Annotated in this window: 22 protein-coding genes; 7 read left to right on the top strand and 15 right to left on the bottom strand. The window is 56.1% G+C overall.

Annotation, left to right across the window (positions count from 1 at the left end; all coding sequences use genetic code 11):
* Positions 1–98: 98 nt before the first annotated feature.
* Entirely contained in the window at positions 99–692 is a 594-nt protein-coding gene (locus tag ACYVHC_RS17820) for a porin family protein (protein WP_460615145.1), read from the top strand.
* 70 nt (positions 693–762) lie between these two features.
* On the opposite strand, the gene ACYVHC_RS17815 is transcribed toward ACYVHC_RS17820, so the two are convergent.
* The 5 genes from ACYVHC_RS17815 to prmA form a co-directional block, all read right to left on the bottom strand.
* Positions 763–2,127 carry a M20 family dipeptidase gene (locus ACYVHC_RS17815; protein ID WP_460615144.1) on the bottom strand — a complete coding sequence of 455 codons (1,365 nt, stop codon included), beginning with the start codon at positions 2,125–2,127 and terminating at the stop codon, positions 763–765.
* Between the two features lie 103 nt (positions 2,128–2,230).
* Positions 2,231–2,743: a hypothetical protein gene (locus ACYVHC_RS17810; protein ID WP_460615143.1), complete on the bottom strand. Its 513-nt coding sequence runs from the start codon at positions 2,741–2,743 to the stop codon at positions 2,231–2,233.
* A gap of 70 nt (positions 2,744–2,813) precedes the next feature.
* A complete protein-coding gene (gene plsY, locus ACYVHC_RS17805) occupies positions 2,814–3,455 on the bottom strand; it encodes a glycerol-3-phosphate acyltransferase (RefSeq protein WP_460615142.1) in 642 nt (213 codons plus the stop codon).
* Between the two features lie 166 nt (positions 3,456–3,621).
* The gene (locus ACYVHC_RS17800) at positions 3,622–8,832 is read right to left on the bottom strand and encodes a hypothetical protein (RefSeq protein WP_460615141.1); all 5,211 of its coding nucleotides are present in this window, start codon (positions 8,830–8,832) and stop codon (positions 3,622–3,624) included.
* Positions 8,833–9,078: 246 nt separating this feature from the next.
* Positions 9,079–9,915, bottom strand: coding sequence for a 50S ribosomal protein L11 methyltransferase (gene prmA, locus ACYVHC_RS17795; protein WP_460615140.1), 837 nt, complete (start codon positions 9,913–9,915; stop codon positions 9,079–9,081).
* Between the two features lie 175 nt (positions 9,916–10,090).
* Here prmA and ACYVHC_RS17790 point away from each other — a divergent pair, with 175 nt between their 5' ends.
* Together ACYVHC_RS17790 and ACYVHC_RS17785 are read left to right on the top strand one after the other, a co-directional pair.
* The gene (locus ACYVHC_RS17790; protein ID WP_460615139.1) at positions 10,091–10,807 is read left to right on the top strand and encodes a hypothetical protein; all 717 of its coding nucleotides are present in this window, start codon (positions 10,091–10,093) and stop codon (positions 10,805–10,807) included.
* A gap of 14 nt (positions 10,808–10,821) precedes the next feature.
* On the top strand, positions 10,822–11,148 hold the full coding sequence (locus ACYVHC_RS17785; protein WP_460615138.1) for an OmpA family protein: 327 nt from the start codon (positions 10,822–10,824) through the stop codon (positions 11,146–11,148).
* A 100-nt stretch (positions 11,149–11,248) separates the two neighbouring features.
* Here the strand turns inward: ACYVHC_RS17785 and ACYVHC_RS17780 are convergent, their stop codons facing one another.
* The 9 genes from ACYVHC_RS17780 to ACYVHC_RS17740 form a co-directional block, all read right to left on the bottom strand.
* Positions 11,249–12,628, bottom strand: a complete 1,380-nt coding sequence (locus ACYVHC_RS17780; RefSeq protein WP_460615137.1) for a hypothetical protein — start codon at positions 12,626–12,628, stop codon at positions 11,249–11,251.
* On the bottom strand, positions 12,607–13,368 hold the full coding sequence (locus tag ACYVHC_RS17775; RefSeq protein WP_460615136.1) for an ABC transporter ATP-binding protein: 762 nt from the start codon (positions 13,366–13,368) through the stop codon (positions 12,607–12,609). The genes ACYVHC_RS17780 and ACYVHC_RS17775 overlap by 22 nt, the downstream gene beginning before the upstream one ends.
* Positions 13,369–13,533: 165 nt before the next feature.
* Positions 13,534–13,911 (bottom strand): DUF6150 family protein, encoded by a 378-nt coding sequence (locus ACYVHC_RS17770; protein WP_460615135.1) that lies wholly within the window; start codon positions 13,909–13,911, stop codon positions 13,534–13,536.
* 159 nt (positions 13,912–14,070) lie between these two features.
* Entirely contained in the window at positions 14,071–14,835 is a 765-nt protein-coding gene (tpiA, locus tag ACYVHC_RS17765) for a triose-phosphate isomerase family protein (RefSeq protein ID WP_460615134.1), read from the bottom strand.
* A 63-nt stretch (positions 14,836–14,898) separates the two neighbouring features.
* Entirely contained in the window at positions 14,899–15,729 is an 831-nt protein-coding gene (locus tag ACYVHC_RS17760) for a hypothetical protein (protein WP_460615133.1), read from the bottom strand.
* A 76-nt stretch (positions 15,730–15,805) separates the two neighbouring features.
* The gene (locus ACYVHC_RS17755) at positions 15,806–16,345 is read right to left on the bottom strand and encodes a hypothetical protein (protein WP_460615132.1); all 540 of its coding nucleotides are present in this window, start codon (positions 16,343–16,345) and stop codon (positions 15,806–15,808) included.
* A 108-nt stretch (positions 16,346–16,453) separates the two neighbouring features.
* Positions 16,454–19,291 carry an excinuclease ABC subunit UvrA gene (gene uvrA / locus ACYVHC_RS17750; RefSeq protein ID WP_460615131.1) on the bottom strand — a complete coding sequence of 946 codons (2,838 nt, stop codon included), beginning with the start codon at positions 19,289–19,291 and terminating at the stop codon, positions 16,454–16,456.
* 241 nt (positions 19,292–19,532) lie between these two features.
* A complete protein-coding gene (locus tag ACYVHC_RS17745) occupies positions 19,533–20,645 on the bottom strand; it encodes a DegT/DnrJ/EryC1/StrS family aminotransferase (RefSeq protein WP_460615130.1) in 1,113 nt (370 codons plus the stop codon).
* 97 nt (positions 20,646–20,742) lie between these two features.
* Positions 20,743–21,153 (bottom strand): sugar 3,4-ketoisomerase, encoded by a 411-nt coding sequence (locus tag ACYVHC_RS17740; protein WP_460615129.1) that lies wholly within the window; start codon positions 21,151–21,153, stop codon positions 20,743–20,745.
* A gap of 447 nt (positions 21,154–21,600) precedes the next feature.
* Here ACYVHC_RS17740 and ACYVHC_RS17735 point away from each other — a divergent pair, with 447 nt between their 5' ends.
* Positions 21,601–22,383: a hypothetical protein gene (locus ACYVHC_RS17735; RefSeq protein ID WP_460615128.1), complete on the top strand. Its 783-nt coding sequence runs from the start codon at positions 21,601–21,603 to the stop codon at positions 22,381–22,383.
* A 13-nt stretch (positions 22,384–22,396) separates the two neighbouring features.
* Here ACYVHC_RS17735 and ACYVHC_RS17730 read toward each other — a convergent pair whose 3' ends face one another.
* Complete coding sequence (locus tag ACYVHC_RS17730; RefSeq protein ID WP_460615127.1) at positions 22,397–23,095, bottom strand: SGNH/GDSL hydrolase family protein; 699 nt, start codon at positions 23,093–23,095, stop codon at positions 22,397–22,399.
* 353 nt (positions 23,096–23,448) lie between these two features.
* Between ACYVHC_RS17730 and ACYVHC_RS17725 the strand changes: the two genes are divergently transcribed.
* The 3 genes from ACYVHC_RS17725 to ACYVHC_RS17715 all read left to right on the top strand — a co-directional run bounded on the left by ACYVHC_RS17725 (position 23,449) and on the right by ACYVHC_RS17715 (position 26,540).
* Complete coding sequence (locus tag ACYVHC_RS17725; protein ID WP_460615126.1) at positions 23,449–24,930, top strand: alpha/beta hydrolase family protein; 1,482 nt, start codon at positions 23,449–23,451, stop codon at positions 24,928–24,930.
* Positions 24,931–25,023: 93 nt separating this feature from the next.
* Positions 25,024–25,638, top strand: coding sequence for a hypothetical protein (locus ACYVHC_RS17720; RefSeq protein ID WP_460615125.1), 615 nt, complete (start codon positions 25,024–25,026; stop codon positions 25,636–25,638).
* 155 nt (positions 25,639–25,793) lie between these two features.
* On the top strand, positions 25,794–26,540 hold the full coding sequence (locus ACYVHC_RS17715) for a copper resistance protein NlpE N-terminal domain-containing protein (RefSeq protein ID WP_460615124.1): 747 nt from the start codon (positions 25,794–25,796) through the stop codon (positions 26,538–26,540).
* The last annotated feature ends 46 nt before the right edge of the window (positions 26,541–26,586 follow it).

The raw sequence follows: 26,586 nt of genomic DNA, 5'->3' as shown, positions 1-26,586 counted from the left end.
GTTTAGAGCGGGTCTTTTTTATGCCGTTCACGTGCCCCATTGCATTTCCGTGTAGTTTCGCGTCTTCAACACACGCTACTGATTTTTCTTCTGTCTCTATGAAAAAGCTTCTTCTTTCAGCACTAGCCGTGGCAAGTCTGGCAAACGTAGCCGCCGCCCAAAATGTCCGTTTCGGAGTGAAAGCCGGAGCTAGCCTTACCAATCTGGAAGGCGACAATGCCGGACTGAATGGCAATAAATTTGGCTTTCATGGCGGACTGCTAACCAACATCGGTATTAATGATGCTTTTTCGGTGCAGCCTGAACTGCTGTACTCCCAAAAAGGCTCGAAGTACACGGTTAATGGCAATGATGTGATTAACCGCTTCAACTATGTTGACCTGCCGGTTATGTTCCGGGTAAATGCGGGCGGCTTATTCTTTGAGGCCGGCCCTCAGCTTGGCTTCCTAGCCTCTGCCAAACGGGAAATCGGCAGCACTTCTGTTGACATCAAGGACGGCTACAACACCATCGACTTTGGCTATGCGGCAGGCCTAGGCTATCAACTGTCGAGCGGCCCCGGCATTGGCCTGCGCTACAACGGCGGCCTGACGAATATTCCGCAGAAGAATACGGTTGGCAACGTGACTACTCAGGCCAAAATCCATAACACCGCATTTCAGCTGTATCTGAGCTACGTGTTGGGTAGGTAAGTGACCCTAGCGCATAAAAAGAGCGGCCTCCACTACCGGAGGCCGCTCTTTTTTATTGGTTTTGCTTGTGCTAGCCTTTCATGGCAGCCGCATAATTGCGGTAGAAATACGGAATGGTCTCAATGCCTTTCAGGAAGTTGAACACGCCGTAGTGTTCATTAGGCGAGTGGATGGCATCCGAATCGAGGCCGAAGCCGAGTAATACGGTATCCAGGCCCAGCTCCGATTTGAACATGGCTACAATCGGGATGGAGCCGCCGCCGCGAGTAGGAATGGGGCGCTTGCCGAAAGTGGTTTCCATAGCATCGGCGGCCGCTTTGTAGGCTACTGAATTAGTAGGCGTAACGACGGGCTCGCCGCCGTGGTGGGGCCGCACTACCACCGTTACACCGGCTGGTGCAATGCTGGTGAAGTGCTTCTGGAAGATTTCGGTGATTTCCTCGGAGGTCTGGTGCGGCACCAGGCGCATCGAGATTTTGGCGTAGGCTTTGGAGGCAATAACCGTTTTGGCGCCCTCGCCGGTGTAGCCGCCCCAAATGCCGTTCACATCCAGGGTAGGCCGAATGCCGATACGCTCCACGGTGGTGTAGCCTTCCTCGCCGTAGGTAGCGGGCAAACCGATGCTCTGTTTAAACTCCTCATCGGAGTGCGGCACGCGATTCAGCTCGGCGCGTTCTTCGGCGCTGAGCACGGCTACGTTGTCGTAGAAGGCGGGGATGGTGATGTGGTTGTTCTCATCGTGCAGGCTAGCAATCATCTTGCAGAGCACGTTGATGGGGTTTGCCACGGCACCGCCGTAGAGGCCAGAGTGCAGGTCGCGGTTGGGGCCGGTTACTTCCACCTCATGATAGCTCAAGCCGCGCAGGCCCACCTCAATGCTGGGCTGGTCGTTGGCGAGCATGCCAGTGTCCGAAATCAGAATGACGTCGGCCTTGAGCTTCTCCTTGTTTTCGCGCACGAAGATGGCCAGGTTGTTCGAGCCAATTTCCTCTTCGCCCTCAATCATCACCTTCACGTTGCAGGGCACGCCACCTTCTTGGTTCATCATCTCGAAGGCCTTCACGTGCATGTACACCTGGCCTTTATCATCGCAGGCGCCGCGGGCGTAAATCTTACCGTCTTTAATAACCGGCTCGAAAGGCCCCGACGTCCAAAGCTCATACGGGTCGGCGGGCTGCACGTCGTAGTGGCCGTACACGAGTACCGTGGGCAGGCTGGGGTCAATGATTTTCTCGCCGTATACGATGGGGTTGCCGGCCGTGGGGCATAGCTCCACATTCTCCAGGCCTACTTCCTGGAAACGGGCTTTGAGGTACTCGGCGGCACGCAGCACGTCGCCATGAAACTTAGGATCAGCAGAAACCGATGGAATACGGAGCCAGTCCATCAATTCATTCAGAAAACGTTCTTGGTTCTGTTCGAGGTAGGAAGCCATGCGGCGGTGGGGTTGGTTGGAAATGCGAGGGTAAAGGTAGCAGGGCCAGCCTAAAATAGCGCCTAAGCCTGTATTCCAACTGTGCGACTTTCAGCTATAGACTCTATAGAGGCTTCCAATTTCCTTTGGTGAAAAACACATTGCCGAACCTAGGCGACTCGAACACCAGATAGAAGTTACCGTTGTGCCGGTAAACCGTAGGGTTGGAAGCGAGAATATGGTGCGTTGGCTGCTTCATACTTACCACCAGCCGGTGTGAGCTGTACGGTTTTACAGTAGAGATAGTACCGTAATATGTCTGCACACTAGCACTTCCATCCATGACATGGAAAGCGATACGGTCGTTGCTGGTAATTTCGAAACGAAAGGTATTGAACTGCCAATCGGCCTGCTTTCCGGGAAATTTACTCCGGTCGATAATGTAGCTGCCATAATAGTCGGCCTTCTCTAGCTCATTGCTTGGCATGAGGGCCTGAGCTAGCCATGCCGTCCCGACCAAACCAAATACTCCGGCCCATACACCGCCTAGCAATTTTAGGAAAAAAGTCTTTTGAGTTAGAACAGCCAGCAGCACTAGCAAAGCTGAACCCGGCAATAGGATAAAGATGAAGAACATATTGAACCCGAAGCCCATAGGTTTGGCTCCGTCCAGAGCCTAGTGTGAACCAGCTGTTTGGATTCCGCATTTACTTCTTATCCCAGGGCATGGGCACGCGGCTTTCCGTGCCGGCGCGCAGGCGCCCGATGTTGGCGCGGTGCGTGTATACAAGGAGCGCGGCCAGCACAAACCCAAACCACAGCAGCAACGAGTTATCGGGCCGGAACTGAGGCACCAGTTGGAGCAGGGCAAACGCCACCCCGGCCGTCATGGAAGAAAGTGACACGTAGCGGCTGATAAGCAGCATGACGATAAACACTAGAATGCAGATACCTACTACCCCCGGCGCAATGGCCAGCATCATGCCCAGCACCGTTGCTACCCCTTTGCCGCCCCTGAACCCTGCCCAAACAGGGTAAATGTGTCCGACTACGGCCAACACTCCGCAGGCCAGCTGGTAGTACAAGAGCTGCTCAGGCAGAATAGCGCCCTGGTTGAGCATGATTTGCGCCAGCGACGTGGCGGCCCAGCCCTTCAGCACGTCTACGGCCATTACAAACGAGCCGGGCTTTTTACCCAGCACCCGAAAGGTGTTGGTAGCCCCCGAGTTGCCCGAGCCGTGCTCCCGAATATCAAGCCCAAAGAACAGACGCCCGACCCACAAGGCCGTTGGGATGGAGCCAATGAGGTAAGCGGCCACCAACAGGCCGAGCACTAGGGGGAGGTTCATGGAGAAAGGGCGGGTAGCGTTTTGTCGATATAGCAAAGATACGGGCCTAGCCTTCCGGCGTTCATAAAGTGCGGCAACAACCTGCTACACTTTAGGGCTCAACTGTACCTAGTAGCCAAGGCACCATACGAAAACTGCCCCGCCAGAAGCTGGCGGGGCAGGTAGGTTATTCGTCGGCGAAGGGGTCGTTGGCGTCCTTCTTCTTTTTCTTTTTGGATTCCTTTTTCGGTTCCTCAGCCGGAGCCGCTGCAGGTGGGGTGGCTTCTACCACTTCATCCTTTTTCTTCTTTTTCTTGCCATTGTCTTCCGCCGGAGCGTCAGCGGCCGGAGCGGTTTCTACTACCTCGTCTTTCTTCTTTTTCTTTTTGGTAGTAGGCTCTTCCTCGGCCGGAGGGGTAGCGCTAGGGTCCGACTGCAACGCCTCCTCTACTGGGTCCTTCTTCTTCTTTTTCTTCTTGGAGCCTTCTTCCATGAAGTCGAAGTTGCCGGAGCTGACGGGCTGCGTGGTGTTGATTTTACGCTTCGTCAAATCCTTGAGGTAGTCTTTGCGGAAGTGGTTAAGGAAGGTTTGCACTTCCATGTCGTCGCCGAGGTAGAAGCCATACTGGGTGGCCGTGTTGTAGTCGCCCTTGGCTTTCAGACCCACAATTTCATCGAAGGAGCCGTGCTGGGCCTTGGCCAGCAGCACATTGTTGGAGTACTTGAGGTAGTACCACGTCTGGGGCTCGGCCTCCAGGTACAGCTCCACGGCGTCGCCGGTGCTTTCCTTTTTGATTTCGATGTAGCCATCAATCAGGGCGTTGATGTCTTTCTTGCCTACGCTTACTAGGCCAATTTTACCCACCGAGTACCAGGCACGAAGCTTTTCATTCCAGCGCAGGTTCACTTGGCTGAGCACCACCGTGTGCAGGAACTTAGCCGACACCTTTTGCAGCGGCACATAGCCTCCTTTGCGGGCGCTGTATTCCTGCACCGTTTTGTTACCCACAAACTCAGCCATCTTATATAGCTGCGCCTGCGAGCCGGTCAGTGCTTCTGGGGCTCCTTTAGCGTTCGTAGCCAAGTCTTGGCCCATGGCCTCTACGGCTTTCTCCGGCAGGTTAATGTCGAAGGTCATGAAGGTATCCAGGTCGTAGAGGGCGCTATCGGGCTTGGCATAGCCTAGGCCAGCGGCCGTCAGGTTATAGTCCTTGTTGGAGTTGATCAGGTTGAGTTTACCCCGGAAGTTAAGCGCGCCGGTTGAGTCCGTGAGGGTCATCACCGAGCCCTCGTAGATATCCGGGTTGCTGGGGTCGTGCTGGCTGATAGTATACAGGCGCTTTTTCAAGTCGTAGCGCAGCATCCCGTCCACCGTGAATAGGTTCATGTCCGTTACGCCCGGCTTGGGCGCCACAAACAACGGGTACACCTTGCCCGTGCCTTCGGCCAAAAACAGGCCCGAGAGCATCGGCGTGCCATCATCAGACTTAGGCTCATTAAGCTTAATGCGGATGCCTTTGGGGTCAATGGTATCCTGCACGGCAAACCACTCCGAGGCCGTCGTCGACTTCACGAAGTTCAGCTTAGCCTGACCATCGAACGTAAAGCCTTTCTTCTGAGAGCTCATCTTCACGCCACCCCGATACGCAATGCGGGGCGCCAAGTGAAACTTATCGGTAGCCTGAATGCTGGCCACCGCCAAGGTAGGCGGCGAAACCGGCGCATCACCATCTGGGCCGCGCTTCAGCAGGCTTTTCACCCCGCCTTTAGCGGCTCCGGCTTTACCCAACGAGGCCGTTGCCGTCGCCATAGAGTCGACGTGGAAGTTGGCGAACTTGATGGCAAAGGAGTCGGCAGAGGCGTTCTTATAATTGTAAAGCGCATTGCCGGAGAAAGCCGTACGCGAGAGCACCCGGATTTCGCCTTTGTACAGGTTGTGGAACTTGCGCAGAGTGTCCATCACGATGCCGGCATTCTGGAAGCCCCGCATTTCGGCGTTGGGCAGAATGTACACTTTGCTCGAGTCGGGCATAATCCAGGCATCGGCGGAGGAAATGCGCGGCACACCACCAGCTACCAAACGGTAGCGGCTCAGGTCGTACTGGCCGGTAGCGGCCTGGAACTTCAGGCCGTTCTGCTCAGGCTTGGTGCTATAGAAGTAGGAGCGCGACGAATCGGCACCGGGGGCCACCCGCAGCTTCACGAACTTCTTCTTGAAGTCCCAGTTACCGCCCGACAGCGTAGTGCGGTACTGCGAGTACGGAAGGTCGATGCTGGATTTGTTGTCGCCTTCTTCTCTGGAAAAGTCGGTGTTGCCGGCCTTCAGATCATACGTAAACGACACGTTGTTCGCCGTAAGCGCCGGCTTGTTTACTTCTGCCGATTTAATGTTGAGCGTAGCCTTTTTACCTGTGTAGCGGGTAGGCTTAAAGGCGAACTGTGTAGAGCGAATAAACGACTGCGGACCATCTACGCGGCCGTCGCCGTAGAGGCCGCCAGGCGTGTAGGTCATGGTGCCTTTGAAGGCGTAGGTATTATCGTACACCTTAAAGCCTTCGCCCTGCGGCTGGGTGGTCAGGTACATCGAGTCCTGCTTCACGGCCCACTTCATCTGGTAGCCCGGCAGGAAGGTTACTTTGGCAAACTCAGTACCGTTGAGCGGACCCGGCAGGATGGTAGCGGTTTTGCCCACCGTTACCACTGAGTCCTTGTAGAAGATAAACTGGTCGCTGTTGAAGTCGCCGGTCAGGTACTTGATGTTGCCGATGCCCTGCAAGCCTCGGTTGCTCATGCTCACCTTGTTAAAGATGCGGCCTTTGCCCCCGTAGAGTGGGAAACCTTCCTTGGGCACGTTGTACACAAAACCCAGGGCGCCATCTTCCTGCATGCTCAGCTTGGTGTTGAAGTTTGGCATGATGCCGCCCGAAACGAAGGTACCCTTGAAGCCCACCGCAGCGCGGTTCTTATTATTCAAGGAGTCCAGTTTGAAGGGCGGAATATCGAAGTACATGGTGGTATCATAGGCGCCACCTAATACTTCCGGCTTATCGAAGTACACGTACGCGCCGGTACTAGCATCGAAGGTGGGGTAAGCCCCTAGCTTCTTCCGGCCCGACTTATTGTTGGGATGGTTGATGTAAAGCTTACCGGTCGAGGTCTTTTTCTTGTTGGTCAGGGTCCAGTCCACATCCTTGCGGGCTTTCATCACGGAGCCTTTCGAGCCCTTACCCTTCACAATGATGGAGTCAATCTTGGCCAGGTCAATAAAGAAACCGTCGTAGTCGAACTTGAACTCCTTGCCCTTGAATACAAAGGCCGAGGCCACTACCGTACCATTGAACAGTACGCCGCGGTTTTTCTGAATGCGGATAATGCTGGAGTCGGGCTTCACGAACACCGTGACGGAGTCATCGGAGAAGTTGAAGCGGTCCACCCCACGCACAATCAGGTCGTTGGTGTTCAGATCGAGGGTAGCGTTTTTGCCCGAGGGCGACAGGCTCTTGATGGCAATGTGGTCGTAGTCTTTTTTGCCCCGCGAAGAGTTCACGTAGTGCAGCGCTTTCGGCAGCAGCACCACTTGGTCGGTTTGCGGGTACCACGCTACGTACCCATCCTGGGCCAGGCCGGCCACCGCCGAGCGTACATTTTCGGGCTTTAACTTGCGGAACGTAGCTACCTCCTGAATGGTGAACAACCGCTTATTGCCGTTTTCCATGCTGTAGCCCACCACCATTTGTAGTGGGTGCAGCTTGTTGATGGCCTTAATTTGCTGGTAGCGCGTGTTGGTATAAAACTCCTTCGACTCGAAGTTGGCCGTAACCTGGTTTTTCGCCGTCAGGATAGAGAAATCGATGTAGGGCGTACGTACGGGCCAGGTCAGCAGCTCCGTCGAGACCTCCATTTGGTGGTAAGAGTCGTGGTAGGGCGTGGTTTTGTACAAGCCTTCCTCACGAGCGAGCTGGAGCAGATGCTTGGGCTTGTTATACTTGAACTTAACGCCTGGGTGCGTCAAGGAGTCCTGCTTATCCTGGAAGATGGTAACCGCTGCGTGGGCCGCCGTGATAACGGAGTCGCCGAGCATATACACCTGCGACGACGCCCGGAACTTGGGCTTGCCATCTACGTCTACGATAATACGCGACAAGGCTCCGTCCAGCGAAGCCGACAGCGCCCGCGTACCGGAAAGCGAGAAGCCCCCGAAGTAGCGGATGTTTTCGCCAATGTTCTTTACCCGCGCATCGTTGGTATTGGAAATAAAGCGAGGGTAGGGAGACTCCTTTACCCCGGGTTTGCGCTGCACGCTTTTAAAGGCCAACCAGCCCTGAATGGGCGCTTCGAGCACGGCAGGATAGGTCAGGGTAACGGGCTGAGCGGTGAATTCGGCTTTGGTTATGTCGAAATCATAGGTAGTGAGGGCGGCAGTAGCCGGATTGGTACCCACCTGCCAGGCAAATTCACCGCCGTAGCCGACGAAGCGGTTTCGCGATGCTACTACCGCGCCGCTGGTTCTGCGGATAAAAACGGAATCGGAGGAGGTTTTGAGCAGCAGATCAGCCTCTTTTAGCATGAGCACCGGCCCACGGGTGGGCGGCGTGGCGTAGCTGTTATAAGAGGGCGCGGGCTCAAAGGTTGCCTCCTCCTTTTTAGCACCAGCAGCCGTTCCCGACTTGGCTTTGGAGGTGCCCCAGCCATCGTCGTCGCCCCAACCACTATCCCAGCCTGCCGGCGCTTTTTTAGGCGAGGCTTTGGTGTTGAGCGGCTTGGTTTCGATGGTAGCGGGCGCCGGAGTAGGCGGTGCTGGCGGGGCCATAGAAGGCAGATCGGTTTCGTTGTAGGCGAAGCTGAACGTACCGCCTACCACCCGCAAGGTGCTATACCGGGAGCGATGCAGATACCGGGTTTCCAGGAAGTCGGCGGAGTTCATCAAGAACTTTTCCACGTCGGGCGCCTGCTCGCGCTCCAGCGCTTTGCCCACCACATTCAGTAACTCGGTGGTTTGCTGGTCGGAGAAGTTCTGCACCAGTACCCCAGCCGTAATGGCTTTGAAGAACGCTTCAAAATGGGGCTTAGCCTTGAACTTACGGGCCAGCATCCGCTGGCTGAGGGCCACAATCTGGCCTTGCTGGCTGGCCGTGAGCCGGTTGCTAGCCCACAGCTGCTGCAGGCGGCTGCCAGTAGCTTTTGCTGCTGCATTGTTGGTAGTAGCCATCATCGACTGCACATCTACCATAAACTGCTGGGGCTCTGTGCTGAGCTTACCCGTAAACCTGGGCAACGCCGGAGCAGCCGGAGCGGCACCCGCAGGTTGCTTCGTGGGCTGGGGCTTTTGCTGCGCCCAAACTGGGGCTCCAACGCCCAGTAGCAACGCGCAAACCCACCCAAAAACAGTATGCTTCATATCAAATTCGTCAAAGCCTGGTTAATCGCCTACAATTTCGGCAAATCCCCGCACATATTAGGCCGCTTTACGCACCGCCTCGCCACAATCATAAGGCAGCCTATTTTTGTACCATTCTGATCATCAGCGGCGTCTGGCTAATTTTCTTCCTAGGCTCGTCATTCAGATCATTCCTGCAAAACGACGCCGCCCAAACAACCTAGGTTGCTTGGGCGGCGCAGTGGGCACTTCACAGGAAATGGCTACCTAGGCGGGCTGCCGAAACACGGCCGAAACCCAATGATTTTGCACTAGGTGACTTTCATACGTAAACCCAGCTTTTTCCGCGGCGGCTTGAATCAGGGGCAAATCGTCTTCGTAAAAACCCGAGAACAGAATGGGGCCGCCGGGCTTCAAGTAGCGGGCGTAGGCACCCATATCCTCAAGCAGGACGTTGCGGTTGATGTTGGCCAGAATAATATCAAAGGGCTCCTCCCCTTCCAGGGCGGTCACGTCGCCGAGGCGGGCTTCCACTTTGTCCTGCACGTTATTTTCGGCGGCATTGTCGGCGGCGTTTTCAGCGGTCCAGGGCTCCACATCAATAGCCAGCACGTAGTTGGCGCCGAGGTGCACGGCCATAACGGCCAGAATACCGGTACCACAACCCATATCCAACACACGCTTGCCTTGGTGGTCGATGCCAAGTTGGTTGGTAATCATCAGGGCCGTGGTATCGTGGTGGCCGGTGCCGAAAGACATGCGCGGCATGATCACGATTTCGTATTCTAGATCGGGCCGCGCCTCGTGGAAGGGAGCCCGCACCGACACTTTATTGGCAATAACCAAGGGCTGGAAGTTCTTTTCCCACTCGGCATTCCAGTTCTGGCGGGTGATAACGCGGTGGCTGAACTCCAGCTCGCCGAGGCCCTCGTAGCGGCTCATCACCTCGGCCACGGCATCAGCGGAAAACTGGTCTTCATCGATGTAGGCGCAGAAACCTTCGTCGTTGTCTTCGAAAGTATTGTAGCCTACTTCGGCCAGCTCGGCCACTAAAATATCCGCCAACTCACGGGGCGCTTGCACGCGCAGCTCAACGTAATCCATCAGGAAGGGTAGTTAAATCCAAAAAACCGGACGAGCCGGGGCGCAAAGGTCGCAGGAAAACTTGGCGCTTGGATGCCCGGCCGTTTGAAGCAAAGGTGTATTAAAGTATCCTTATATAAATATTTACTTTATTTGCCGCCATCATCCTACTTTTCCTTAATCCTTCATCCCCTCTATGAAACACGCTTTTCGTTTGTTAGCTACTTCTGCCTGCGTGGCGACTCTTCTTTCTGCTTGCGGCTCCAAGGACGCCACCACCGCAGAAACCACTAGCACTAGTACTTCCGAAACAGCTTCCACTACTCCTGCCGTTACCACCGAAACCACACCCGCGGCTACCCCAGTTACTGAAACAGTTAGCACCACCGAAGCGGCCGCCTTTGATATAAACTCGGTGCCGGTGTCAAATGTGACCCTAGGTGCCTTTCCGTACCTAACCTCCTTGCAGGGCTACCGCACCCGCTACGACAGCGACAGCACCGGCTTTGACTTTGACCGGGTGTACATCTACGACGGCAAAAACATTGTGCCTGTGGAAGGCAAAGTGGTATTTCGTCAGTTCCGCCCCGTGGATTCCAAGAAGGCGGCTTCTGAACTCATGATATTGCGCAACTACGAAAACCTGGTGAAGAACCTAGGCGGCGTAAAAGTGTACTCGGGTGAAATTGACAAAGACGTGCTGAAGAAGTTCGGGGAGGCCGAATACGACAAGCACAGCGGCTCCCTGCGTTCTTACTTTAGCACCGACACCTACGTTATTCGGCAGAAAGACAAAGAGGTATGGGTGCAGGTGCAGGCCCACGATAATGACTATCGGTTAAGTGTAGTAGAGCGAGCCGCTATGCCCCAGCAGGCATCGGTTATGCCGGCCACTGAGCTAAAAAAAAACTAGATACAGAAGGCCATGTGGCCCTCTACGTGAACTTCGACACCGACAAAGCCACCATCCGGCCTGAGTCGGAGCCGACGGTGCTGGAGGTGCTGACCTTGTTGCAACAGTACCCGCAGCTACAGCTAGCCGTGCAGGGCCACACCGACAATGCCGGAACTCCGCAGCACAACCAGCAGCTCTCGGAGGCTCGGGCGTCGGCTGTGGTAGCTTCGCTTACTAGGGCCGGGATTGACAGCAAGCGCCTGCAAGCGGCCGGGTTTGGCCAAAGCAAACCCCTAGCTGATAATGTTACTGAGCAAGGCAAAGCCCAAAACCGTCGGGTAGAACTCGTGAAGCGGTAGTCCTTTCAAGACCACATATAAAAGCCTGTTCTGAGCTCAGAACAGGCTTTTATATGTGGTCTTGATTATAGGAGATAACGCTCATACCGGTTACTGCCTATTAGGCTCCTAGCGTGCGCCACAACTGGCGGCGTACAGGACCATCATTGCGCAGAATTTTTCGCACAGGTATCCAGGCGGTTAGCGCAATCAGGAGGGCTAGTGCGATGCGGGCCCACCACCACGGGAGCAAGTACAAGGCGCCCGCTGAGCTGAGGGTAAGCACGCTCATGAGCGACGAGGTATTGTTGCGCAGATTGGTAAAATCGATGTTTTTATGGATGGCTTTGGCTTTGTGCAGGCTGCTCCACAGCCCCAGTGACAAAAATGTGAGGGCCGACAGTGGCAGCAGGCCCAGCAGCTCCCACTTCTGGCGCGGAAACATAGTGAGCACTACCACCGCCGATAGCAGGCAATCCAGCAAGACCACGGGCACGGCCAGCCGCAGATACAGGCGCAGCAACCGGGGCGTTAGTCCCAGGCGGCTCAGCTCATTGGCCGTAATGGGCCACAAGTACCCAAACAGGTTATTGTTGACATACGTGAACCCGATTACCGGCATAAACGACACGTAAAACATGCCGGCCATCATGTCCGTGTGGCCTCGCATTGTCAGGATGCCGCAGCCTACCAGCAGTAGGGTTTTAAACACGAGCCCCATCAGGAGCGGCACCCAGGTTTTGCGCAGGTACGATTTGCCTTCCGGCGAGAAGCGGGCCAGCAACTGGCTATCAGAGTAGCCATCGGGGCGGCGCGTCAGGTTGCGGCTGCTGAAATACGGGCCGATACTACCCAGCGCAACCGCCCACAGCACTAGGGGCCCGGCTACGGCCAACCCTATCAGTCCGGGCACGCTGCCGGCCGGAACGGCCCCCAGGCTAGCACTAAGCCAACCAGCGGCCGCCACTAGGCACAGCCCATTCAGCAGCACCAGCACATGGCGCCATCGGCCCAGAGACAATAGCAGCCGCAGGTTAAAACTAGCCGTGGAGGCGCTGAGCAGTACGGCCAAACTAAGCCCCAAGGAAGGCCAGAAGCGCGGCGCGCCCAGCAACGCCACCACCAGAAACAACAGCAGCAACAGCCGCCGCAGGGTAATCAAGTCCAGCAGAAAAGCCGTCAGAACGCTAAGCCGCGCCGGTACCGGATAATGATCAGGGAACAGAGACTGCACCGGGCGGTACGTGGGCAGAAAGTCGACCAGCAGCGTGGTGAGAAACAGGGTACTGTTGAGCCCTGCCAGCATGGTCCGTATCTGACCAGCGTGATTGGGCTCGGTATGATTGAGCAGGTACGCCAGACCACATCCGTAGAGCACGCCTAGCGCCCCGATAAGCAGCCGAATTGCCTGCTCTCCTCCGGCATTCGGCCAAACGGTTTCCCGCAGCCGACGACCTAGTACATACGGCAGAAAATGGCCTAACGCGCCGCTGTGAGCCATGTCAGGTCTTGTTGGGTAGTGGTGGCCGGGTGCAGCAGGTGCAACAGGGCTTCGTTCAGGTACGTGGTGCGGCCCTGCACAAACTCATCCATAGTGCCCCAGTATTTCACCTCGCTTTCATCCAGAATCAGCAGATGAGTGGCAATTTTCTCAATATGCCCCAGGTTGTGCGACGAAATGAAGGTGAGGGCTTGGGCGCGGTAGCTACCTAGCAGCTCCAGCATGCGCTCCGCCGAAAACACATCAAGGCCATTGAGCGGCTCGTCCAGAATCAAGAGCTCAGGCCGGTGCAGCAGGCAAGAAACCACGGCTACTTTCTGCTTCATGCCTGTTGAAAAAGAGCTTAGTCGTTTGTGGCGTACGGTGTCAAACTCTTCCAGCAAATGGCGGAGCAGGCTTTCGATTCGGGGGGCGGCGTCGGGCAATTCGTAAATGCGGGCCACAAACTGCAGGTATTCTTCGGCGGTGAGTTGCTCTACCAGATGCCCTTGGTTTACTAGCGCCCCAATCCGGCGCTTTACTTTCACCGGGAAGGTTTCTCCTAGCGGCACCCCATCCAGCAGCATGCTACCTGAAGTAGGCAGAAGCGCATTGGTCAGCAGGTTAAATAAGGTGCTTTTGCCGGCCCCATTCCGCCCCAGCACTCCCACGCAATAGCCGGTGGAAGCGGTCAGGCTCAGGTTGCGCAGCACTGTTTTGGGCCCGAATGATTTGGTGAGCTCGTGTAAGGTTAACTCCATGTGCACTTCATCACGTACATAGCGCTGCCTGCTTCCAGGACTAGCCTTTCAGGTAGCAAGATAGGGTTTTACCTCGGCCGTAGGCTAGTAACTCAGCCCACAAAAAAGCCCTCCCGAGCACGCTCGAAAAGGCTGAACCAACACCTGAACGGCGCTAGTACGGAGCTACTGCCGGCGGCAGCCAGCGTGGGAGCGGACTTTGGTGTACTGAAAGGCGAAGTCGGCGAGGTTGCGGTTATCGGTGACGAAGAGCACGTAATCGGCGAAGTCGCGCGAGTCGGTCAGGGACCAGAGGCCTACTTTATCGGCGAAGAGCTTGTTGGTTTCCTGGTACACTAGCACATCAGCAAATGCTTCTTCGGTTTCCTGATACACAACCCCAAAGCATTGGCTGCGGCGCCGCGGATCTGTTTCCAGGTACACCGAGCCAAAAATCCGGCAGGGGTCCACGGAGACCACCGCAGCAGCGGCCAGTGGCACACGCGGAGCCGGCTGAAACGGATTCAGGGCCAGCATTCCGGCAGCAAGCAGGGTTGAGAACATGGGTAGGGGTAGCAACAAAGGATAAAAAGGGCCTGTCATCTGGCGGAAAGAAACGATCAGCCACGTGGGTAAGAGCTGCCATGGCAACTTTCGTTCCAGCGCGGCGAGGTTCTTTCTTCGTCAGATGACAGGCCCTTGGTACCTAGGCCCTGGTGAGGGCTAGAACGACTTGATGATGTCGGTGAAGTCGCGGGATTTCAGGGAGGCACCGCCAATGAGGCCACCGTCTACATCGGGCTGGCTGAACAGCTCGCGAGCGTTCTGCGCATTCGCTGAACCGCCGTACAGAATAGTAGTGTTCAGGGCCGCTTCGGCGTCGTAGGCGCGGGCAATCTGCTCCCGAATGAAGGCGTGCACCTCCTGGGCCTGGGCGCTGGTAGCGGTTTTGCCGGTGCCAATTGCCCAAATGGGTTCGTAGGCAATTACTACCTGATCAAACTCCTCGTTGGAGAGGTGAAACAACCCGTCTTTCAGCTGCTTGCTGATGTAGTTGAAGGTTTCGTCGGTCTCGCGGGTTTCCAGGCTCTCGCCCACGCAGAAAATGGGTTTCAGGCCAGCCGCCAAGGCAGCTTTCAACTTCTGGCTCAGCAGTTCATCGTCTTCACGGAAATACTGGCGGCGCTCTGAGTGGCCCAGAATCACGTACTCAGCCCCTACCGACTGCAGCATCTTGGCCGATACTTCGCCGGTGAACGCGCCGGATTCCTTCTGGTGGCAGTTTTGCGCGCCCAAGTGAATGCGGCCGCCTTCGGGCAGCTGCTTGCCAATGGCGGTCAGGAACGGGAAGGGCGGACACACCACTACCTCCACCTGGGAGCCAGTTACTTCGTCCTGCACCATGTTCACGATTTCGGAGATGAGCGCCTGACCGTCCTGGAGGGTAGTATTCATTTTCCAGTTGCCGGCCACAATATTCTTACGCATAGCGGAAAGGGTTGAGGTTGGGAGTTGGGGCGCAAGTTAGCAGGATGCACCGGGCTCATGCAGCTAGCCTAAAGTTTGTGGCGTTTCAGCGGTCAGTTGGGTTTGCCGTAGGCTGAGGGCTAGGCCGGCCCCGGCCACCAGCACAGCAGCACCTAATGCACTCCAGGCCAACAGCTGTGCATCAGCTATTCCCTTGCGCGCCACCCAGATGCCTAGTAAACCCCATGCCACCGCCGCCGGATACGCCAGCTCCCGAAAACGGTTAGTAACACCCAGCGCAATGAGGGTCGTAACTCCCACCAACACTGTGGCAATGGCCATGCCCGTAGCCGCGGAAACCTGCCAGAGCGTCCCCAGCGTGAGCGTAACATTCACAACGGTTGCCACCGAAATCCAGCCTAGGTACAGGCCAAACGGCACGGTGCTGTACCAGGGTGCCGCACCCTGTTGTACCAGCCGCCGGCTTCGGCCATACACGAGGGCTAGTCCGGCCAGAATCAGTAGCATCACCAGCATACTAGGCACCAGCAGCTCGTAAGCAAACACCACCAGCCACAGCCCCGTCAGCACGTTCACGAACACAAGCGGCTTAGCTACTGCATCGGGCAGCGGATTGCGGCGCTGGGCCGGCAGCAGCTGCCACACCGCGTAAGCCAGCAGGCTCAGAAAAATCAGGCCCCAAATACTGAAGGCGTAGCCAGCCGGTGTAAGCGGCGTCGGGTATTTATATGATACCTGCGCGTTGGTCTGCCCATTAAAAGGATAACGCTGCGAAACGTAGTTCAAGCCAATGTTGCCTACAATGGCCGCAGCAGCGGCCCAGCGCCATACACGGCTTGCAGATGAAACAGTATAGGCGGCAGAAGCAGCAGGTTGCGGGGCAGCGGAGTGCATAGGGAGAAAAAAAGCAGGTGAGTGTAGCGTACTTCTAGCACAACTGTACGCAGCGGTATGGGTTGCCGGTTACTGCTTACCTAGTATCGTCGCGGATGCCGTGCTGCCTGTAGCGGAAGTTCAAGGTAGCCGATATGCTGAACCGATGCCGTCCTACTTCCGCCAGCCGGTCGCCGCCAAACCGAAGGTTGTAGCCATACAGCAAGTTTACGAATCCGCCTGCCCCTACTCCCAGCGCCGGCGTCAGCACCAACTGGCCTTTGGTAAAGTTGGTGTAGTAGGCGGCCGATAGGTCGCCGCCCAAGGCCATAGCTCCAAACGAGTAACCGACTTTCGGGCCGATCAACAGCTTATCTTTTGTAAAGCGAAAATCAGTAGCTACGTACGGGCCGCCACTTGCCACGCCCAGCGCCTGCCACTGCACCCGGTGCCGAACTAGCCCGATTTCCAGCCACGACTTTGGTTGAAACGCACCACCCACCCGCACCACAGTACGCGGCGGCGCGTGGTAGCGGGCCCGTTGGTGGCTGGCCAATGAGTCGGGAGTTTGCGCCTGCAAGATGTTTGTTATCAATGCGCCGGCAGCCACCAGCCCCAGCACTCTGCGGATATGCATAAAAAAAGAGGCGCCCGTTACAGGGCGCCTCTAATCTAGAGGATAGTTTGCATACTAGGTCTTGCCGGAGGTGCAAATGAGCTTTGGCCTACTTGGCAGCCTAGTAGCTTACAGCTTTTCGGCCAGGAACCGCGCGGTGTGGTTGGTGTCTTTAAGCTTCACCATTTCTTCCGGCGTGCCCTCGAACAGCAGATGGCCGCCGTTGATACCGCCTTCAGGCCCCAAGTCAATTACCCAGTCGGCGCACTTGATGATATCCATGTTGTGCTCGATGATGAGGACCGAGTTGCCTTGCTCCACCAGCGCATTTAGGGCCGTCATCAGCTTATTGATGTCGTGGAAGTGCAGGCCGGTGCTGGGTTCGTCGAAAATGAACAGGATTTTATCGTTTTGCAGCGTGTTACCCTTGGTAAGGAACGAGGCCAGCTTCACGCGCTGGGCCTCGCCGCCGGAAAGCGTATTCGCCGACTGGCCTAGGCGGATGTAGCCTAGTCCTACATCGTCCAGAGGCTTGAGGCGCTCTACAATTTTGGGCTGGCCTTTGAAGAAGTCGATGCTGTCTTCAATGGTCATCTCCAGCACTTCGTTGATGCTTTTCTCCTGAAACTTCACGTCCAGAATATCCTGCTTGAACTTACGGCCCTCGCAGGCTTCGCAGGTCAGGTAGATATCGGCCATGAACTGCATTTCAATCTTGACCTGGCCTTCGCCCTGGCACACTTCGCAACGGCCGCCATCAATATTGAAGCTGAAGTGCGAGGGTTTGAAGCCGCGGGCTTTGGCTAGCTGCTGATCGGCGAACAGGGCTCGGATGGCATCGTAGGCCTTCACGTAGGTAACCGGGTTCGAGCGGCTGCTTTTGCCGATGGGGTTCTGGTCTACGAACTCCACGTGCGTTACCTGCCCGTTCACGCCCATCAGGCGGTCGAACTTGCCGGTCGCTTCGCCGGCCCCGCCACCCAGCTGCTTGAGCAAGGCCGGCGCCAGAATCCGCCGAATCAGCGTAGACTTGCCCGAGCCCGACACGCCCGTCACTACCGTCATCACGTTCAGCGGAAACTTCACCGATACGTTTTTGAGGTTGTTTTCGCGGGCGCCGGTCAGCTCCAGGGCGTTGCGCCAGGGGCGGCGGGTTTTCGGAACCACTACCTCCATTTTCCCGCTCAAGTACTGACCGGTATACGTGTCGGTGTCCTTTAGAATCTCCTCGTAAGTGCCCTGGAACATCAGGTTGCCGCCGCCGCTACCGGCCTCGGGGCCGATGTCGATGATCTGGTCGGCTTCTTCCATGATTTTCTCCTCGTGCTCCACCACAATCACGGTGTTGCCGAGTTGCTGCAAGGAGCGCAGCACGCCAATCAGCTGCTCCGCATCTTTGGGGTGCAGGCCAATGCTGGGCTCATCAAGAATATACATGGAGCCGACCAGGGCTGAACCTAGAGAGGTAGCGAGCGAAATCCGCTGGCTTTCACCGCCGGAAAGCGTGCTGCTCAGGCGGTTCAGGGTCAGGTAGCCCAGGCCCACCCGGTTTAGGTACTCTAGTCGGTTCGTGACTTCCGTTACCAGGCGCTCAGCTACCTTGGCTTCGTGCTCGGGCAGCTCCAACGTCTGGAAGAACTCCAAGGCCCGACTTACGGGTAGCAGTACGAGGTCCGTAATGCTCTGCTCCTGGATTTTGACGTACTGCGCATCCTTGCGGAGGCGCGTGCCCCGGCAGTCGGGGCAGGTGGTGCGGCCCCGGTAGCGGCTTTGCAGCACGCGGTACTGAATTTTGTGGGTCTGCGAGGCCACCCACTTGAAATAGGCGTCGAGGCCCTCGAAATACTTGTTACCTTTCCAGAGCAGCGTGCGCTCGGCTTCGCTTAGCTCGTTGTAGGGCCGGTGAATCGGGAAATCGAAGCGGATACCGTTTTTGAGCAAAGGCTTCAGCCACTCGCTTTGCTTGTCGGTGCGCCAGGGAGCAATAGCGCCCTCATACACCGTCATGCTTTTGTCCGGAATTACTAGGTCTTCGTCAATGCCCAACACCGAGCCGAAGCCTTCGCAGGTCTGGCAGGCACCATAGGGGTTGTTGAAGGAGAAGAAGTTAACGCTGGGCTCCTCGAACACCTCTCCGTCGAGCTCAAAGCGGTCGGAGAAGATGCGCGTTTCATTGTCGAGCTTTACAATGCAAGTGCCGTGGCCCTCGAAGAAGGCCGTTTGCACGGAGTCGGCGAGGCGGAACGTCAGGTCTTCGTCGCCGGGCTGAATGGCGGCGCGGTCAATCATGATGTGCACGTCGCCGGTTACTTCGGGCTGGCCTTCGGCAATGAGTTCCTCAATGAAGGCCGTTTCGCCGTTCACTACCACGCGGCTGTAGCCTTTCTGCAAAAGCAAATCCAGCTCCTTGCTCATGGGACGGCCATCGTCGGCGGGCAGCAGCGGCGAGAGCAGCATCACGCGCGTGCCTTCGGGCAAATGCATGAGGTAGTCCACCACGTCGGCCACGTTGTCTTTGCGCACTTGCTCGCCGCTGATGGGCGAATACGTGCGGCCTACGCGAGCGAAGAGCAACTTGAGGTAATCGTAAATTTCGGTGCTGGTGCCTACCGTAGAGCGGTTGTTCTTGATGCTAACCTTCTGCTCAATGGCAATGGCCGGCGAGATGCCCCGGATGTAGTCCACATCGGGCTTATCCATGCGGCCCAAAAACTGGCGAGCGTAGCTGCTGAGGCTCTCCACGTACATGCGCTGGCCTTCCGCATACAGCGTATCAAACGCCAACGACGACTTGCCGGAGCCCGACAAGCCCGTAACGACAATGAACTTGTTGCGTGGCAGCGCTACGCTGAGGTTTTTGAGGTTGTGAACCCTAGCGTTTTTTATCAGGATAAACTCGCGCGGGTCGAGCTGGTCAATCGGATCAGCCGCGGGGGCGGCTACTTGCAGAGCGGAATTGTCGGCCATAGGTCAGTAAACAGCCGCGGGCTAAGGTTTGGTTTCGTTTAGAGTAAGGCTGCCTAATTCGAGGCTACGAAGGTAGGACAATTAGCGCGAGCAGGGTGGATTGGCTACGTCAAAGGCCTAGTACAACCCAGCCCGATTCGCCACATCGTGTTGCTTACCCTCTGCTACGCAAGCACCGCCCGGAATGACTTGGCTTGTGGCATCTTTATCGCCCTGAAGAGGCTAGTGCGAGGCATTAGGTTTACTGCATTCCGCGCATAAAGGCCGCAATAGCCTGGCAGACTACGTGCACGTGATCCTCCCGCATACCCGGCCACAGTGGCAGGCTCAGGCAGGTCTGGGCTATTTCGGTGGCGATGGGGAAGGCACCAGTGGGAATCTGCAAGGCGGCGTAGGCATGCTGCTGGTGCGGCGGCACGGGATAATGGATGAGGGTGCCGATGCCTTTTTCGGTCAGATAGCGTTGCAGCGCATCCCGCTTTCTGGTGCGGATTACATACAGATGATAGACATGCGTGGCCCCGGGAGCTGTTGCCGGAAGTATAACCTCGGGAACGTCAGCCAAACGCGCATCGTACCACGCCGCAATCTGCTGGCGTTGCCGGGTCCAGTCGGACAAGTGGGGCAACTTCACGCTCAGCACAGCAGCCTGTAGCTCATCCAACCGCGAATTGTAGCCGATTACCTCGTTGTAATACTTGCGGTCAGAGCCGTAGTTACGCAGGGTGCGCAGCGTGGCGGCTAGCTGCTCGTCGTTGGTGGTTATAGCGCCGGCATCCCCTAGGGCGCCCAGGTTTTTGCCAGGATAAAAGCTAGTGCCATTCGCGTGGCCAAAGCTGCCGGTTGGCTGCCCATAGTAGGCCGCACCCTGGGCTTGCGCGTTGTCTTCTACCACCCATAAGTTATGCTGCTGTGCCAGTGCCATAAGCGGCTCCATCTCGCAGGCCTGCCCGTACAGATGCACCGGCATAATAGCCTTGGTGCGGGGCGTAATAGCTGCTTCAACCAGTTCCGGGTTGAGGTTATAGGTGGTCAGGCGAGGCTCTACTGGCACCGGCGTAGCCCCCAGATAGGACACGGCCAGCCAGGTAGCAATGTAAGTGTTCGACGGAACAAGCACCTCGTCTCCGGCCTGAATCCCCAGCGCTTTAAGTGCCAGAAACAAGGCATCGAGGCCATTGGCCACCCCAATGCAGTGCGTAGTACCGGAATATATGGCGTACTCGCGTTCAAACTGCTTTACTGCTTCTCCCAGCACATACCACTGCGAATCGTATACCCGCTCCATGGCCTGCAACACCTGCGCGCGTACCGCCTGGTTTTGAGGGCCAAAGGAAAGAAAGGGTATATTCATCTTATAGGGGGGCCAGATGCTAGCCCGCCGGAGCCGGGCAACCTACCTTTTGCGACGGAAAGCCTTTTTATTAAGCAAGGCCAGTGGCTTGGTAGGGTTAGGTTACGGGTGGGGTCATCTTCCGAAACTCCTCATACTGCCGAATGTAGTCGGCCTCCTCATACGGGCGAGAGGCCAGCACCAATTGTACCGCATTGCTGGAGTACTGCATGGTATGCCACACATAGGGTGGAATGTAGATACCTGTGCTAGGGTCTTCTAGCCGGAAAGTAGCTAGTTCGCCGCTCACCGTTTCGGTCATAACGATGATGCGCCCAGCCACGGCCACTAACACTTGGTGGGTATGATGGTGGGCATGCCGGCCGCGCACAATGCTTTCCGGCGTGTGATACGTCCAGAAAACGCGCTGCACTGCAAATGGAACTGCTTTCTGCTCTTCAACAACCGAAATAAACCCAACCTCCGGCTCGCCTATCTTCGGAAATTCTATGAGATGCGGACGGTTCATGGATTGGCGGTGGAAAGCACCCTAGTAGGCAAACGAAGGTAGGCAGTAAGTTTTTCTCTAATGCGCCCCGCAGCTACAATTACTAGGCCTTGTCTCGTGAGAAACCCACACATTGCTAGGGCAGTTGGGTTTGGGAAGGCCAAAGTAAGCGGGTAGTTATAACGCGCGAAACAAGCAGCCGGATAATCGCCAAATGGCGCTTACAAATTCTTAACATTGTAAGACGCCTGCTAACTATTCAAAAATGCCTGTCTCTAGCCCATTAGCTTCGCTTGTTACTGTTCTACAAACCGTACTTTCCAGCGCGAAGGGAAACACTGACTTATTACGCAAAAACGAAGCTGCCACCCGCGCCGCACTGATTGACCCTATCTTGCGCGCACTTGGCTGGGATACGGCCAACGTGCAAATGGTGGAGCCGGAAAAAACCATCGGTGGCGAGCTAGGGTGGATTACTTGCTCCATGATGCGGCTAAAAAACCTCGGCTGGTAGTAGAAGCCAAAAGCCTGGGTGCCAGCCTCGACAAGCACGGCTATGTAAGTAAAGTGTTGGGTTATGCGCTGGGCTTCAAGGTACAGACAGTGTTTATTACCGACGGACTGAACTGGCATTGTTACTCCAACCTGCACAAAGGCAACACGGAAGCCACCACTTTCACCCTCGCTCAAGACAACCTGCTTTATGCTGCTCTCCAACTAGTTCAGTGGCTGGATGCAGCGCACAGCGGTCATGGCCTAGGTAGTCCAGCAAGCCCAACAGCCCAACCTACGGCAACTCCCTTAGCCGTTCCAACAACTCAGAAACTGAAGCAGCCAGTTCTGCGGATTGAGAGACCTAGTGAATCTAGCAAGGAAGAGTTTGTAGAGTTGACGCAGATCAAAACACTACAGCTAAAATCAGATCAGAAGCCCAAGAAACTACGGCTTCCTGATGGCACAGTTGTTCCTCTCAAGACTTGGAAGGATATTTTGGTACACAGCAGCTTATTTGTCTTAGAGCATAATAAGCAAGTGGTGGTACCCTATTCTGATAAAGCAGGCAAGAAGAAGTTTCTGTTAGATTGGCACAAGCCTGCGGCAGGTATTGGTTACAAAGAAACTAGCCTGAATGGACAGGCACTATTCATCTACACCAATTATAGCGCTTCTGATTGCGTTTCAAACGCGCTGCACGCTTTAACCCTTGTTCCGGCTGCGCTTCAGAAAGTAAGCCCTGCAGTAAGTTTTTAACCGTCCATTTCCTCTACCGCGCCAGATACGGCGCCAGCGCCCGGGTCCAGATATCGTAGCCAGTGCGGGTCATGTGCAGGCCGTCTTCCAGATACAGCTCCGGGCGCGGCTTGCCGTTGGGGCCGAGCATGGGCGTACTCACATCCACGAAACGCAGGTGCTTAGGGTGCTGCTCAATATATTGTTGGATGAGGCGGTTGGCTTCCTGCATTTGCGGATACAGCGCCCACCGGGCCAGACTAGGCTTAATCGAAAGGAAAACCACCGGTGTCTGGCGCAGCTTCTTGTTTTGTCGCATTAGCTTCTCAAACGCCAGAAACGATGCATATACCTGTTGCGGGGTAGCACCAGCCGCAATATCGTTGTCGCCTTCATAGAGCACTACTTGGCGCGGCTGGTACGTTGTCACCAACTGCTCAAACAGCGCATTAGCATCAGGAAAGCGGGAGCCCCCAAAGCCGCGGTTCAGAACGGGCCGACCCGGGAAATCAGTGGCCAGCGTTTGCCACATCCGGATAGAGGAGCTGCCATAAAACAGGATGGGCTTTTTCGGCGGTGGCACTAGCTTATCCTGCCGCGTAAAGCCCGCCAATTCAGCGCTCCATTGAGCCGGGTTAGAGGCAGCGGGAGGACTAGTCTGGGCAAAGCCGCGCAGGCTTATCAGCAGTAGCAACAGCCCTATACTGGCGCGAAGCAGGCAAGTATATCGCATAAGAAATAGAACCTCAAAAAGCCATTAGATGACTATGTTCAGGCAAAGTAACAGTTCCGGCTCAGGAAGCACCACCAAAGAGGCTGCATGTATTGAGTACAGGCCAGTTGCTACATCCGCTTTCCTGTTCTGTTGGGGCTAGCGTAACTGTTTGCTAAAATATTCAACCAACTCTATATCATGGAGCCGGACAATGGTCTGGTTTTTTTCATGTTTTTTAGGCCGTAGCGTATCCTCTTTCGCCCTTCTTAAGTTAGAGGCAACACGGGCGCTGGTTTGTGTGCGCTAAGTTTAATATTTTCAGACTCCGCGGGGCTTTAAAGCGGTAGAATATCACTGTTGACTTTCATTTTATGAAGAAACGCATACCCTCGTTTTTACTGGTTTGGCTTTTGTGCTGTCTACCGTGCCTAGCGCTGGCAGCAGGAACGCCACCGCTTGTGCTGAACGGACAGTGGAAAGGCCCTTTAAAGGTACCTGGAGGGCAGCTCACGCTCATTATTACGGTGGTTCCGCTTTCCAACGGCTCGTATTATGCAGCCCTCGATGCGCCTCAGCAGCGCATTAGCCGCATGCCCGCCGAGGTAGAAATCAAAGGCCTCGACATCTCGATAAGTATAGAGCAGGCCGGCAGCCGCTTTGTAGGCAAGATCAAAAATAACGGCACCCAGTTTCAGGGTACCTGGACGCAGCCTGGCCTCAGCGCCCCGCTTACGCTCACGCGCATGGCGCCAACCAAAGCCGTAGCCAGCACCGAGAAGCCCCGTCTCACGCCGCCCTACCGCGAAGAAGAGGTGATGTTCACGAATCAGCAGGCCCAAATCCGGCTGGCTGGCACGCTTACCACCCCCGCCGGCCCAGGTCCTTTCCCGGCTATGGTGCTTCTCTCAGATAATGGCCCGCAAAACCGCGACGTAGAGCAGCAAGACTACCGCATGTTCGGGATGCTGGCCGACTACCTCACCCGGCGCGGTATTGCCGTACTGCGGTTTGATGACCGTGGCGTGGGCAAATCACAAGGCAACAACTCATCTACTACCGCTGAGCTGGTCGGCGATGCGCAGGCAGCCATGGTGTTTCTGCGCAACCGCCCGCTTATTGACCAGCGCTACATTGGCTTACTGGGACATGGCGAGGGCGCTAACGTAGCCCTATTGGCGGCCGCTGAGCCAGCGCCCACTACGCCAGCTTTTGTAGTGTCACTTTCAGGCTACGGCCTCACGGGCCGCGACGTGATTATGCGCCAGCAGTTGGAAATTATGCGCCTCATTGGTTCTAACCCCTCGCAGGTGAAAGCAGCACTGGAGCTACACAAGGAAATGGTGGAAATCATCCGTCAAACGCCTAACGACAATCAGGCCCGCGGCAAAGTAGCCGCTACGCTGCGCTTTAATAACACTGACCTAGACCCGCACATGGCCCGGGCCCGGGCCGTTCAACTCACCTCGCCCTGGTCGAGATACTTCCTTGATTTTGACCCTACTCGCACGTTGCCCGCAGTAAAATGCCCGGTGCTGTTGCTAAGTGGCTCCAATGATTTGCTGGTTGATCCGCGCCAGAACATCGGCCCGCTGAAAAAAGGGCTTAAGAACGCTAAAGTAAAATCGATGCGGTTATCAGGCGTGAATCACTGGTTCCAGCCTGAAATGAAAGACTGGCCACTCGTAAACGGCGAGCAGCAGCCCACGTTTTCGCCCAAAGCCCTGAATACAGTTCGCGAATGGGTATTTGATAACACCACCCAGCCGTTGCCGCTGCCTACCTCCGAAAAGCCGGCTCCTTCCTCTCGCTTCAGCCTGCGGAAAACCACTAAAACAGTGCAGGCCAGCCGCTAAAAAAAGGACCGATGAAGTAGCTTCATTGGTCCTTTTTTTAGCGGAGTTACTTCCACGGGAACCTGCGGGCCGGCATTCGGTTTGTAGCCTACTATGCCGCTTCTCTGCTCTGATCTGCACGACCTACTTTCCTTCGGGATGCTGAGCCGGCATACCCTGGATATAGTTCGGCATAAGCACGGGGCTAGTGAAGGCGAGCTGTTTTCGGCGCTGATGCAGGTGCTGCGCGAGCAGCGGGTGGCTACCGACCAGTTTGCCACTAGCCCTCGCTCGGGCTTCAACCCTTTGCGCTGCGGCCCCGATGAGCACGTGTGCCGGCACTGCGGCGAAATCCTGCGAAAACGGGACGCCATGAAGCACCTTTGGCAAGCTCATGACCTAATAGTGCGCCGCGCGCCCGAAACCCATTATACTGCCGATGTGCGCCTGGCTGCCCTGTACCAAGAAGCCCGAGCGGCCGGCACCGACCCACGGCCGTTGGTAGTAGCCTGGGAAGCCACCCAGCAGTTTGAAGCACGCTTTACACCGCTGCAGCAGTCGGGCTTGCGGCGCTACCTAGTGCGGCGCAGGGGGTACACTATTCTGGTAGTAGGGGCAGCCTCCCTCAACGGTGCTTACCTGCAGCACGACCTGAAGCAGGACAATCAACGACGCGGCTTTGCTAAGTGTTTGCGTGGTACGTTTTTGCTGGTGCCCATGCGAGCCTAGCAGAATGGCCTGGGCATTTGCCATAATTTGTGTATAAGTAGGCGGTTATCCACATAGTTATACACATTTGCTACTGGTTTCCGGTGTTTAGCTGAGCATTTCGTATCTAATGGGGCGGAGCTACGTAGGAAATCAACCGCCTACCTCCTCCATTTATGATGACTTTACCCCGCCTAGTATCGGCTTCTTCCCTACTGATTATGTTGGCAGCCTGCCAGGGCCGCGAGCAGCCTTTTGGTACTGGCTCAGAAAATACGGCCACCGATAAAGATGCGGGGGCTGCTACCCTGCCGCTAGCTGCTGTGTACGCCGATACCATGCCCTGCAACGACTGCCAGGGCATTGTAACGCGCCTTGTCTTAAAACCCGACAGCTTATATGAGCTGCAGGAAACATACCTAGGTCGCAATGAGCCAGCAAACTTCCGCCGGGGCCCTTGGCGGGTACGTGGCCAGGTGGTTACGCTGGAGCCCAGCGGTAATGCCTCGGTGCGCCGCTACACAGTCGAAGCTGATCAATCGTTGCGCCTGCTGGATGCCAATGGCGACCCCATGCCCGCTGATCAGTTAGACTATACCCTCGACCGGGCAGGCGACGGCAACTTAAACGAAGCCGGAACCCGCCGCGAGTTTACCGGCCGATACACTGCCGATGGTGCCGTATTTATTGAGTGCGGCTCTGATAAGCGCTACACTATTGCCCAGGCCGGAACCAGCCCTGACCTGATAAAGCAGTATGGTACTTCCCGTAAGAAAGCCGGGGAGCCCGTGTTTGTGCGGGTAAGCGCTACCCTCCGCAACGCAACCAACTCCTCCGCGGAAACGCTGGAAGTGGACAAAATCCTGGAGATGAAGCCCGACCCGATTTGCCCTCAGGCCCAGAAGCAGGCTTTCCAGAAATAAATACCCTAGTACAGGAGTCGGCCCCAACGAAACGCTATTTCGTTGG

Source organism: Hymenobacter seoulensis (assembly GCF_054780535.1).
This window is presented reverse-complemented; position numbering and strand designations above follow the sequence as displayed.